The sequence below is a fragment of the Paraburkholderia humisilvae genome, assembly GCF_902859855.1.
GTDB classification, from domain to species: Bacteria; Pseudomonadota; Gammaproteobacteria; order Burkholderiales; family Burkholderiaceae; genus Paraburkholderia; species Paraburkholderia humisilvae.
Window position 1 is genome coordinate 18,886 of the sequence record NZ_CADIKH010000028.1, and the last position, 14,021, is coordinate 32,906.

The following is a 14,021-nucleotide window of genomic DNA, read 5'->3' on the forward strand; positions in this document are numbered from 1 at the left end:
CGCTCCATTCATGATGTCAAAGGCTCGCGCGGCGCAGCGGTCATCGGCAGCGCGGATTGCACCGTTTCTGCCGGGTTCGGCACAAGCGGACGCACACACAGACGCGTCAGCATCACCAGCGTTTCGCCGCGCGGATTCAGCAGCGCGATGTCGAACTGCCGGACCTCGCCCGGCGCGCGATCCGTGGTGGCGCTCGGCCGCGCGAGCGCGTAGCAGACGGGCGGCAGCGGCCGCCAGCACTCGATCCTGCCGAGCATGAACGGCACGTGCGGCACCGCCGGGTTGCGGCCGTGGCCGTTGCCGCCCACAACGCCGAGCACCGCCTGCAGGGCGCCGTCGATCAGTGCCGGGTGCAGCAGGTAGTGTCCGAACTCGGCGGCGCAGCCTGCGGCGAGGCGCAGTTGCGCGAGCGCGAAACCGTCGCTCGCGTGCAGTGTCTCGATCGTCCGGAAGCTCGGCCCGTAGTGCAGGCCGAAGCGCGCGAGCGTGGCGTAGCACTGCTCGCCCGACCACACCGTCGCCGCCTGCGCGCGCAGCGTGTCGAGCGCGACGCTGGCGTGCGCCGGGCCGTCGCGATGCGCGCCGCGTTCGGCGTACAGCACGCGTCCTTCCGCGTGGACGATCTGCTCGTTGTCCGCATCCAGCGACGCGATCACGAACTCGGCGCCGTCGCCGGCCGGCTTCAGGATCGTGTCGACACGCTGCAGTCCTGCCGCCAGAGGCAGCGGCCGGTGCCAGACGACATCCTCGAACGCAGCGACCGTCTGCTGTCCAGCGAGCGTCGCGGTCGCCCAGGCGATCTCGACAAAACCCGCGCCGGGCAAAATCGGCGTGCCGCTGACGTGGTGGTCGCGCGCATACCATGCCTCGGCGCACAGGCGCGAGGCGAACGTCACTTCCTTCAGCGTCGACGTGTTGGCCGTGACGAGCGGATGCAGCGACGCTGTCCTGGGCGGGACGTTCGCCGCGCGCGCCGCGTATACCGAATCCGGTGTCGCAGGCGGCGTGTCCGACAGGCGATGACGCGTCTTCTCGAACGGATAGCCGGGCAGCGACACCAGCATAGGACGCGAACCGGACGCGAGATCGTCCCAGTCGAGATCCTGACCGTCGATCCAGCATTGCGCGAGCGCGCGCAACTCGCCGGCCGCGTGCAGCGCGCGCAGCCGGGCGCGCTCGTGGTCCGGCTGCGCCTTCCTGCGGCGATGCGGCTCGACGCGGCTGCGCAGCGCGGCGGCCGACGGCGTGCCCGCGGCCGCGAGCGTCAGCTCGTCGAGCAGCGTCGTGCGGTCGGCGACGACGATCGCGAACCGTTCCTCCATCGTCTCGCGCCCGCTTTGCAGCGTGCGGGCGACCGCGTCGAGCGGTGCATCGCGATGCGCGGCGAGCCAGTCGCGAAGACGTCCCGCCTGCTCGCGCAGACGCGCGGCGCTGCGCGCGGACAACACGATCAGTTGCGGCTGGCCGGCGTCCGCCGGCGCCTGCGCTGCCGTAACGTATTCCTCGAGAATCAGGCAAGCGTTCACGCCGCCTGCGCCGAACGAATTGATCAGCGCGCGGCGCGGCGCACCTTCGGGCGCCGGCCAATCGGCAAGCTCATGCTGCAGGCGCAGCGGCGACGCCGCGAAATCGATGCTCGGATTCACGTCGCGTGCGTGTAGCGTCGGCGCGAGCTGCCGGTGCCGGAACTGCAGCAGGATTTTCGCGACACCCGTGATGCCGGCTGCGGATTCGGCGTGGCCGACGTTCGATTTCACCGAGCCGAGCGGGCAACCACGCGCGCCGTGCGAATTGGCGCCGAACGCGCTGGTCAGCGCCGCGACCTCGAGGCTGTCGCCAAGCTGCGTGCCGGTGCCGTGCCCTTCGACGTAACCGATCGCGTCCGGCGTCAGGTTCGCCGCGCGCAGCGTGCGGGCAATCAATTGCGCCTGTGCGTTCGGGTTGGGCACCGCGTAACCGTTCGCGCGGCCAGCGTGTTCGTGCGCGCTCGCGGCGATCACACCATGGATGCGGTCGCCCTCCGCGAGCGCACGCGACAGCGGCTTCAGCACCACGGCGCCGACGCCCTCGCCCGGCACGAAACCGTCGTCGCCCGCGCCGTAACTGCGGCATTGCGCGCCGCGCGCAAGCATCCTCCGGTGGCATAGCGAGTAGTACTTCGATGGGTGTAGATAGAGATTCACGCCGCCCGCGACCGCGACCTGGCAGTCACCGCGCCGCAGGCTCTCGGCCGCGAGATGCATCGCGACGAGCGACGACGAGCACGCGGTGTCGACCGGCATGCTCGGCCCCTGGAGATCGAACAGGTAGGACACACGGTTCGTGATCGACCACGGCATCGACGCCGGCGCACTCAGGTTACCGCGCCGCCATTCGTCCGGCGCGAGCATCTGGTACGAGTGCGTGGTCACGCCGCAGAACACGCCGACGTCGGCGCTGCGCGCCTTCGGATGGCGCCGTTTCAGCGTGTCGCGCGTGTAGCCGGCATCCTCGAATGCATGCCAGACCGATTGCAGGAACAGGCGTTCCTGCGGGTCGATCAGCTTCGCGTCGTCCGTTGCGATGCCGAAGAAGGCCGCGTCGAACGCGTCGACATCCTCGAGGAACGCGCCCCAGCGGTTGTAGATCTTGCCGTGTCCGGCCGCGTCCGGGTCCGCGTCGAACGCGGCTACCGCGTCCCAGCGCTCGGCCGGCACCTCGCGAATCAGGTCGCGGCCCGCGCGCAGGTGGTCCCAGAATGCGTCTAGGTCGGGCGACCCGGGGAACTGGCCGTGAATGCCGACGATTGCGATCTTTTCGCCGGCGGCAAGCGGCGTGCCGGCGGGCTCGCCAGTTGGTACTGCTGGTGCACGGGACGGCGACGAAGCCGCCGCATGCGGCGCGTCGGCTTCGCCCGCCGCGTCGGCCGGCACGTCGTGTCGCGTGGTGGCGGGCGATTCGAACCGGCGCATCAGCGCAGCACGTGAGTGTCTCAGCAGATACGCGACCAGCTCGCCGACCGACGGATACTCGTAGAACAACGTCTTCGGCAGCGCGCCGAGATCCTCTTCCAGTTGCGCGTTCAACTGGTTCACGGTGATTGAATCGACGCCGTACGCGTCGAAGCGCTCATCCGCGTCGATCCGCTCGACCGGCAGCCGGATCTGCTCGCCGAGCAGCCGCTTCAGGTATTCGATCGTCGAACGTTCGATATCGGCATCGGTTCGCAGCGCGGTGCTGCGTTGCGCCGCGCGTTCTGCAGCCGGCTCGGCGACCGGGCCCGGCGCGGCCGCACGCGCGAGCAGCGAGCCGACGCGCGCCGGCTCGCCGTACACCGGGATCACGTTGACGTCGTCGCCGCGCAGGCAGCGGTCCCAGCCTTGCAGGCCGAGGGCGGTCGGCAACGGATGCAGCCCCGTCCGCACGCGCAGTAGTTCGATGTCAGCAGGCGCGATCCGCATGCCGCCGGCTTCCCAGAACGGCCAGCCAATCGACAGCGTCCGGCCGGAACGCGTGCCTGTGCGGACCTGCTCTGCGCGTTCGCACGCGTACGCATCGAGGAAGCGGTTCGCGTAGGCATAGTCGGTCTGCCCCGGATTGCCGGTCGTGCCGGCGATCGACGAGAACAGCACGAACAGATCGAGCGGTACGCCGGCCGTCGCGAGGTCGAGATTCACGGCGCCGTGGATCTTCGTCGCGAAGACCGTGTCCATCTCCACCCGCGTCTTCATCAACGCGAATGAGTCGCGATGCACGCCCGCGCTGTGGATCACGCCGTCCAGCCGGCCGAAGCGCTCTTGCGCGGCGGCGACGAGCGAACGCGCCTGCCCGGCATCGGCGATGTCGGCCTGCACATAGATGGCGTCGCCGCCGTGTTCGCGCAGCTCGGCGAGCTTGCGTTCGAGCGCCGTGTCCGACGCGCGACGGCCGCTCAACACGAGACGTGCGCGGCAGGTCTTCGCCAGATGCCCGGCGAGCGCGTAACCGATCCCGCCCATCCCGCCGGTGATGAGGTAGACACCGCGATGCCGGATGGCCACGCCCGTATCCGCTATGGCGAGCGTTTGCGCATCGACGCAGCGCTCGATCGCGCGCACTTCGCGCCGCAACGGAGTATCCGCGCGATCGCCCGTCGGCGTGTAACGGATTTCAGCATCGCGCCACGCCGTTTCGCGCAGTTCGGCCCACACACGGGACGCCCCTTCGCCGGCCGTGACGGACGCGGGCAGCGCGAGCGTCTTGCCCGCGATGCGCGGCGTTTCGAAGGCGAGACTGCGCAGGTAGCCGCTCGTCGCCGCGTGCAACGGCGCGGCGTCGCCGGCATGGAGCGCGACGATGCGCACTACGGCTTGCGTGCTGTCGCGCAGCAGCGCCTGGCAGAGCGCGTGCAGCGCGAACACGCCGCACTCGAGCTGCCGCGCGATGCCACCGTCCGTCCGGTGACACAGCACGACTCCGCACGGCTGCGACGCGTCCTGCCGCAGCTCGTCCAGCAGGCGATCGATACCAACGCCGGTCGCGGGATCGATCGCGTATTGGGTCGGACCGGGTTCGCGATGCGCGTCGCCGCCGCTCGTCGCACGCAGTACCGTGTGCCCTTCGCGCGCGAACGCGTCAGCGAACGCGTCGTCAGCGTCGATCAGCAGCACCGGACCGAGGGTTTGCGTGGCCTCCGGCGCCGTCGGCAGCGCGGCTTCCCGCCAGCGCGGACGGAAATGCATCAGATCGAGGGCACCCCCGGAAGGCGTCCGCGCCGCCGCCGTGCGAACGACCGGCGCGGCGGCCGTCATCGGCATCGCCGCCAACGTCGGCTTGCTCGCGGCAGCGCTCGCGATCCAGTAACGCTCCCTCGCGAACGGATAGGTCGGCAGAGACACGCGCCGCACGTGACCGGCCTCGTGCAGCCGCGCCCAGTCGATCTCGACGCCCGCGACCCACAGCTTGGCGAGCTTCGTCAGATCACGTTGCCGCAGCGCGACATCGAGGAACGCGGCGCCCGCGTCGCCATCGATCAGCGCCGCGCCGGCCTGCGCGTCGCGCACATTGCCCTCGATCACGTCATGCGGTAGCGCCGCGCCACCGTTCGCGTGGTCGAGCCACTGCGCGAGCCTGCTCCGGAACCCGGCCGTGTCCGCCGCGATCACGACGACACGCGCGGCCATCGGCGTGCGCCCGACCTGCGACGTGTACGCGATGTCGGCCCATGCCGGATCCGGCTCGCCCTGTCCGGCGTCGCCGTCCGCGAAGAACGCAAGCACCCGCCGCGCATACACGCATAGCGACGTGCGATCGCGCGCCGACAGCACGAACGACTCGAGGCGCGCGCCGACCGACGGGCCGCGCGCAGCGTCGAATGCTTCCAGGATCAGATGCGCGTTCGCGCCGCCCGCGCCGAACGAGCTGACACACGCGCGCAACGGCCGGCCGGGATAATGCGGCAGCGCGGCGAGCGTGGTCTGCACGCGGAACGGCGTGGCGTCGAAATCGATATGCGGATTCAGCGGCTCGGCATGCAGCGACGGCACGAGCTGCCGGTGCCGGAACTGCAGCAGCACCTTGGTCACGGCGGCAATGCCGGCCGCCGACTCGAGATGACCGATGTTCGACTTCACGGAGCCGATCGGGCAACTCGCGCGTGGCAGCGGCGCCGCGCCGGGTACCGGCGAGAACGCGCGCACAAGCCCGTTGATTTCGATCGGATCGCCGAGCGACGTGCCGGTGCCGTGCGCCTCGACGTAGTCGATCTCGTTGGGCGCGACGCCGGCCTTCGCGAGCGTGTTGCGGATCAGCTCGGCCTGCGCGACCGGATTCGGAACCGTATAACCGTTGGTCTTGCCGCCGTGGTTCAGCGCGCTGGCCTTCACGATCGCGAGAATCCGGTCGCCATCGGTGAGCGCGCGCGCGAGCGGCTTGAGCAGCACCGCACCGACGCCTTCGCCGGGCACGTAGCCGTCGCCGCCCGCACCGAAGCTGCGGCAGTGTCCGTCGCTCGACGCGAAGCCTCCCTGGCTCAGGCTCAGGTACTTGCCGGGGTGGACCGTCACGTTGACGCCCCCTGCAAGTGCGAGCTCGACGTCGCCACTGCGCACAGCCTCAGCCGCGAAGTGCAGCGCGCTCAGCGACGACGAGCACATCGAATCGAGCGCGAGGCTCGGCCCGTGGAAGTCGAAGAAGTAGGACACCCGGTTCGCGATCGACGCGAACGACGAACTCGGCACACCCGTACTCCCCGCGTTCACGCCGTACAGCTCGTACTGCCCCCACATCGCGCCGACATAGACGCCGACGCGCCGGCCGGCGAGCGACTGCCGGCTGTAACCGGCGTCCTCGAACGTTTCCCACGCGGTTTCGATAAACAGGCGCTCCTGCGGATCGATCAGTTCGGCCTCGCGCGGCGAGATGCCAAAGAACAGCGGATCGAACCGGTCGACGTCGTTCAGGAAACCGCCCCAGCGGCTGTAGGTCTTGCCCGGCTGGTTGCGGCGCGGATCGAACAGGCTTTCGTGATCCCAACGCCCGGCCGGCACCTCGGTGATGCAGTCGATGCCGTCGCGCAGGTTGCGCCAGAACGCGCGCAGGTCGTCGGCTTGCGGGTAGCGGCCCGCGACGCCGATGATCGCGACCGCATCGTCACGCGAGGCCGTCGGCGCGGCGAACCGGTGCGGTGGCCAGGCCGGCGCGTGAGGCGCGGCGATCGGCGCGCCTTGCGCCGGTGCGCCGGCTGGCGGCGCGCAATCCGGCGTGCGTTGCGCCGCGACGTCGGCGAGCTCGCGGACGGTCTGCGGATACGTGTCGGCCAGATGGTTCGCGACCGCGGTCAGCGTCTGGTACTCGAAGAGCAGCGTCTTCGACAGCGGGCCGAAGCGGTGTTCGAGCTGCTGCGTGAATTTCACCGTCAGCACCGAATCGATGCCGTACCTGTCGAGCGACGCGCGGCTGTCGACGTCATTTTCGGCGAGCTTCAGCAGCGCGGCGAATTCGCCGACGACAAAGCGTTTCGCTTGCTCGCGCAGCGTGCCGTGTTCGCTGCTGCGCGTGGTGTCGGTGGCTTCGGTGGCTTCGGGCGCTTGCGCCGGCCGCGCCGGTCGACGCGGCTGCACCCCAGTGAGCGGTGCCGGCGCGCTGCGCAACTCCAGCACGCGCTGCAGCCGTTCGACGTCGCCCGCGACGACGAGCGCATGAGCGGCGCCGCTTGCGAGTGCGTGCGCGAACGCGCGCATGCCGGTCGCGGTCCGCATCGGCCGCATGCCGGACTGGTCGGCGAGCCGCGCAGCCGCCTCGTCGTCGATGCGCATTCCGCCTTCCTCCCACAACGGCCAGCCAATCGACACCGTGCGGCCGTGCCGCTCGCTGGCCGCGACGAGTCGGTTGCGCCGCGTGGCGAAACGGTCCATGAAGCCGTTCGCGGCCGCGTAGTCGGCCTGCCCCGGATTGCCGAACGACGCGGCGACCGACGAGAAGAGCACGAAGAACGCGAGTTTGACCGCGCGCGTCGCGCGGTCGAGATGGAGCGTGCCGGCCACCTTCGGTTCGAGCACCTTGGCGACGCCCTCGTCGGTCTTGTTGATGATCAGGCTGTCGTCGGTCAGGCCGGCGCTGTGCAGTACGCCGTCGAGCGCGCCGAATTCAGCGATGAGTCCGGCAACGAGCGCCTCGACATCGGCTTCACGCATAAGGTCGGCCTGCCGGTAGACGAGCCGCCCGGCGCCGGCCGGCAGCGAGCCGGCCAGCGCATCGAGCTGCGCGCGGCGCGTGTCGTCGAACGCCGCGCGGCCGGTCAGCACGACGACCGCGTCCCGGACTTCGCTCAGGATCTCGCGGGCAAACAGCCGGCCGAGGCCGCCCAAACCGCCCGTGATCAGATAAACGCCGCGCTCGCGGAACGAGGTGGGAAGTACTTCGCCGATCGGCTCCGTGCGCCAGCGGCGCACGCGCGGCGCCTCGTGTTCGAAACGCAGCACCGATTCGCCGGCATGGCGCGCCGCGAGGTCGAGGCGCTCGGCAAGCGCGTCGGTGCCAGTCGACGAATCGGTCAGCACGAGTTGCGCGCGCACGCGCGGTTGTTCCGCGCGCGCCGTGTCGAGCAGGCCGGACAGTCCCGCGAGCAGCGGCTCGTCGTCCGTGCCGATCGTGCCGATCGCAAGTTGGAACAACAGCGGTCCGCTCGCACTGTCGGTCATCTGCGCACGCAACTGCGCGAGGCACGCGAGCGTCGCAGCGCGATAGCGCCCGGCACCGTCAGCGGCCGAATCGGACAGCACGAGGGACTCGATCGCGCTGCCCGGCAGCCGTTGCGCGAGCCTGACCGGATCGACCTGCGGCAGATCGCAGAACACGACACGACGATGCGCGGCATCGCCGGATGTGTCCGGAGCAGGCGCGTTCGCCGCAGCGGTGACTGCGTCCTCCCACGCCTCCAGCGCAATCAATGCACGCTCTTCGCCGTCGCGCCATGCGCGCGACGTGACACCGCTCGCGCGCACTCGCACGTGGCCGTCGGCATCGCACAGATCGACGTCGAGCTTCGCGATCGCGTCGCCGCTTTTCGTCCCGGCCGCACGGCGCACCCACGCGAACATGCGCGGCGCGCACGGTGTGAGCACGACCAGCGAATCGAGCGCGAACGGCACCGGCGGCTTGTCCGGCAGACCGCGCCAGTCGTCGATCAGGCCTAGCGACGCCTGCAGCGCGCCGTCGAACAGGCTCGGCGGCAGTTGCAGCGCGGCATCGGGCGCGGCCGGCATCGCCAGTTCCGCGAGCACCTCGCCGTCACCGCACACGAGCGAGCCGATGGTGCGCAACGACGGCCCATAGTGGATCCCCATCGATGCGAATGCCGCATAGACCTCGTTCGCATCGCGGCGAACCGCCGTCATCCGCCCGCCGAGCGATGCGAGATCGAGTACCGGCACCGCGGCGGCGGCGAGCGGCAACGCGTGGCCGTGACAATGCACGGTGCGCGCCGTGTCGCCGGTGTCGTCAAGGCTGACGCCATGGACCGTGAAATCGATCCGGCCGCCGTGCGCGGGCGTCAGTTCGACGCTCAGTTCTACCGGCCCGTCGACGACGAGCGGCTGCACCCATGCGATATCGCGAAGGTCCCACGCAGCCGGCTTCGCCCTTGCCGGCATCGCGCGGTCGACAGCCGCGCGCACCATCTCGAGATAGGCGGCGGCCGGCAGCACCTTGCGCGCGTCGCCAGCGCCCGCGTCGATCCGGTGATCGGCGAGGAACGGCTCCTTGCCGTCAAGACGCGTCGTGTAGCGCTGCTGGAACAGATCCGATTCGTTCTCGTGCAGTAACGGATGCAGGCCGGCGCCTCGCGCGGCGAGCGGCGCGGCCGCACCGGCGGCGGGGGCGATCCAGTAGCGCTCTTTCGCGAAAGGATAGACCGGTAGCGACAGCAGGTGAGGCGTGCGCGCGCCGTGCAGCTTGCGCCAGTCGAACGCAAAGCCCTTGGCCCACAGTTCCGCGAGCCGCGTAAGCTTGCCGCGAGCGATCCACTTATCGACCGTGCCGTCCATATCCTCGTCGCGGCTGAGCGCGGCGAACTCGTCGCGCGCTTGCGCGTCGGCGCCCTCGAAGCAGCCGTCAACGCCGGATTTGCCGTCGCAGTACGCGCGCAGAGAGGCGCGCAATGTGTCCGACGAAGCGGCGACGAATGCGACGCGCGCGTCCATCGCCTCGCGGCCGACCTGCAGCGTGTAAGCGAGCGCGGACAGATCGACGGCCGTGCCTTGCGGCCCGGCCGCGCGTTCGAGCCACGCGATGAGATCGCGCGCCTTCTGCCGCAACTGTGCGTCGGTGCGCGCCGACAGCGGCACGATCGCTGCGCCGCCGGGCGCAGCGATCGGCGCAGGCATCGCAGTAACATATTCCTCGACGATCAGATGCGCGTTCGAACCGCCCGCGCCGAACGACGAGATGCCGGCGATGCGCGGCAGCACGCGCGCGCCATCGACGGGCGTGTCCCAGTCCCGCAGCCTCTGGTTCACGACGAACGGCGTCGCCGCGAAGTCGATATGCCGATTCAGCGTCGACGAGTGCAGCGACGGCACGAGCTGGCGATGCCTCATCTGCAGCAGCACCTTGGTCAGCCCGGCGATGCCTGCCGCCGATTCGCAATGCCCGATGTTCGACTTCGCGGAGCCGATCGCGCAGGTCTGGCGCGCGTCGGTGAACTCGCGGAACACCTCGGTCAGCGCAGCGATCTCGATCGGATCGCCGAGCTTCGTGCCGGTGCCATGCGCCTCGATGTAGCTGACCTGGCGCGGATCGACGCCCGAGCGCTTCAGCGCCTGGCGGATCACGCTCGCCTGCGCCCTCGGATTGGGCACCGAGTAGCCGTTGGTCTTGCCGCCGTGGTTCAGCGCGCTGCCGCGCAAGAGCCCGTGGATCGGATTGCCGTCGCGCTCGGCATCGGAAAGCCGCTTCAGCACGACCGCGCCGACGCCCTCGCCCGGTATGTAGCCGTCGCCGCCGATGCCGAAGCTCTGACAATGGCCGTCTCTCGAGATGTAACGGCCGGCGCTGAGGATCAGGTACTTGTTCGGATGGATCGTCACGTTGACGCCGCCGGCGATCGCAAGTGATGTGCGCCCCGACTTCAGGTCCTGGCACGCGAGGTGGATCGCGCTCAGCGACGACGAGCACATCGAGTCGAGCGTCAAGCTTGGGCCATGCAGATTCAACAGGTAAGACACGCGGTTCGCGATGCTCGCATAGCTGACCGGCACGCCGATCCGCCGGCCGGCTACGCTCGACTCGGCGCCGAACAACTGGTATTCGCCATACATCACGCCGACGTAGACACCGACCTGACCCGGTAGATCGTCATCCTGCGGAATCTGCAGGCTCGCGCGCGTATAGCCTGCGTCTTCGATCGCCATCCATGCGTGCTGCAGGAACAGGCGCTCCTGCGGGTCGATCAGTTCGGCATCGACGGGCGCAATGTTGAAGAACAGCGGATCGAACTCGTCGACACCATCGATAAAGCCGCCCCACTTGCTGTAGTGCGCACCCTCGCGCGTGCCGTCCTCGCTGTAGTAGTCGCGCCAGTCCCAGCGCCCGGCCGGAATCTCGGTGATACAGTCGCGACCGTCGCGCAGGTTCCGCCAGTACGCGTCGAGGTCGGGCGCCTGCGGGTAGCGGCCGCTCAGGCCGACGATCGCGATGGGTTCGTCGTACGCGGCATTCGCGGCGCGCCGGGGTGGACGCAGACGCGTTGCGCGCGTGGCTACCGGCGTGGCGGCCGGTGCGTGCGCTTGTGTCTGTGACTGCGCCTCTTCGCGAGCCGGGAGCAGCGCCGCGAGCTTCACCCGATGCGCGCGCAGGAAATACGCGGTCAGTTCGTCAATGCTCAGGTATTCGAAGAACAGCGTCTTTGCCAACGGCCCGAACGTCCTTTCGAGCCGCCGCGTCAGGTCCATCGCGAGGATCGAATCGATTCCGTACTTCTCGAGCGGCGCGTGCGCATCGATCTTCTGATGCGGCATCCGGAACAGATCGGCGAACTGCTTGCGCAGATAGTCGCGCGTGCGGTCCGCAAGATCGCCGGCGGCGATCGCGCCGCCTGACTCGGCGTCTTGTGGCGCATCGCCGGAAGTCACGATGCCGGCGCGATATGCGCCATCGTCCGTCGCTGTCACGGATTCGAGCACGAGCGGCTCGCCGAACAGCACGTGGCGAACCCGTGCAAGCTCGCCCTCGATCACCAGCACGCGTGGATACGGCGACGCGAGGCTGCGCTCGAACGCGGCGATTCCGTTTGCGGTCTGCAGCGGCACCATCCCCGCTGTTTCGCGCAGCGCGTCGAGGCTCGCGGCCGGCATCCGCATCCCGCCGTCGGCCCACAGCGGCCAGTCAACCGACAGCGTCCGGCCGCGGCGGCAGCCGGCGGCGACAAGCGCGTCGCGCCGCCGCGCAAACTCGCCCATGAAGCCGTTTGCGGCCGCGTAGTCGGCCTGCCCCGGATTACCGGTCGCGGCCGCGCCCGACGAGAACAGCACGAACAGGTCGAGATCGAGATGCGCGGTCGCGCGGTCGAGGTTCACGGTGCCGCGGACCTTCGGCGCGAGCACGCTCGCGAACGTGTCGGCCACCTTGTGCGCGATGAGGCTGTCGCTAATCATGCCGGCCGCGTGAAGCACGCCGTGTAGCCGCCCGTGTTCGGCGACGATCTGCGCGACGACGCCTTGCACGCTAGCCGCGTCGACGGGATCCATGCGCCTGTAAGCAACGCGCACACGCGTCGCCGCGTTGGGTGCGAACGCGTCGAGCCTCGCGTCGATCTCCGGGGACGGTGCTGCTCGCCCCGTCAGCACGACACGCGCGGCGCCGGCGCGCGCGAGGATTTCGCGCGCGAACAGCATTCCGAGCCCGCCGAGCCCACCCGTGATCAGGTAGACGCCGCGCTCGTTAAACGGCGAGGGCGAGACGCTGGCCTCGGCCGGCAGCTCTTCCCAGCTAGCCAGCTCGCGGATTCCGTCGCGATAGCGCACGAGCGCGTGCGCGCCGGGCCGCGCCTCGGCCCGCAGTCGGATCGCCAGTTGTTGCGCGACGGTCTGGGTGTCGACGAGCATCAATTGCGCGCCCAGCGCGGGATGCTCGCGTACTGCCGACATCAGCAGCCCGGACAGTCCGGCGAAAAGACGCCCATCGTCGGTGTCGGCGATCACGAGATGCACGAACGCACCCGCTTCCGGCAAGTTGGCGAGCAGTTCGCGCAGGGTGTCGAAACACGCGAGCGCGGCCGCCGCGTAGCGATCCGCTTCGTCGCCGCCGCCGGCCGGCAGCGCGCGGCATTGTGCTCCCGGTAGCGCCGCTTCGAGCGTTTGCGGCGATATGCCGGGTACGCCGGCCAGCAGCACAAGGTGCATGGATGACGCGATTTGCGTGATTGCGTTTCCGGCCTGCGGCGCCGCGCGCCATACCGGCCGCGCGAGCACGACTCCGCGCACCGCGCCGTCCGCGCGCGCCTCGCGCGGCGTGCGGGCGCGCGCGACGAAGCCGCGCAACGTCGCGCAGATGCGGCCTTCCTCGTCACACAGATCGAGATCGAGCTGTCCCGCCGACGCATCGTTTGCCTCGCGGATCCACGCGAACATGCGTGGCGTACACGTGCCGAACACCTGTAGCGTGTCAAGCGCGAATGGCAGCGACGGCTCTCCCGGCAGCGCATCGAGCGAATCGAGCAGACCGATCGACGCCTGCAGCGCGCCGTCGAACAGGCTCGGATGCAGATGAAACGCGTCGAGCGTCGCGCGCAGGCCGTCCGGCAGCACCAGTTGCGCAAGCGCCTCGCGCTGGCCGCGATAGACGCATTCGAGCGCCTGATGCGCGGGTCCGAAACGCATGCCCATCTTCCTGTACGCCGGGTAGATCCGGTCTGAATCGAACGTATCAGCGCGCATGCGCGCCTTCAGCGCGCCGAGGTCGAGCGGCTCGGGCGCCGGCATCCGCGCGATGCGCGTGACGCCGCGGCAGTGCACGAGATCGGCGTCCTCCTCCGTGCCGTCGGCCGGGGCGCCGATCACTTCGAATCCGATTGCCTGCGTCTGCTCGCCGTCGTCCGCGCCGCTGCTCAGCACGACCAGCACCTGCGCGCGCGGCGCCACCACGATCGGCCTCAACCAGACGACGTCCTCGAGCCGCACGAACGCGCCTGCGTCGAGGCCGGGTAACGCGTCGACGATCGCGGCCCGCACCATCTCCAGATACGCGACCGCCGGCAGCACCTTGATCGACGTATCGCCGTCGACCGCAACCTGGTGATCGTCGAAAAAGAACTCGGTTCCGTCGAATGTCGATCCATAACATTGCCGGTATAAATCCGACACGTTCCGCTGCAGCAGCGGATGCAGCGCGTGCTCCGGCGACGCCCCTTGCGGGTTGCGCGAGAACTGCCGGAGCAGGTCGAGGACGTCCGCCTTCGACAGGCGACCCTGCTTCAATTCCGCGACGACGTATTCGATGAAATCCTTCATGGCTGTGTTCCTTGCCTTTCCAATTCCCTGCCGCGCGTATCGGGCGGCACGGTTCCT

General features: G+C 69.6%; 1 protein-coding gene. It reads right to left on the bottom strand.

The features are described 5' to 3' along the window. Positions 1-8 precede the first annotated feature (8 nt). Positions 9-13,964, bottom strand: a complete 13,956-nt coding sequence (locus HV796_RS25765; protein ID WP_175229325.1) for an SDR family NAD(P)-dependent oxidoreductase — start codon at positions 13,962-13,964, stop codon at positions 9-11. Positions 13,965-14,021 lie beyond the last annotated feature (57 nt).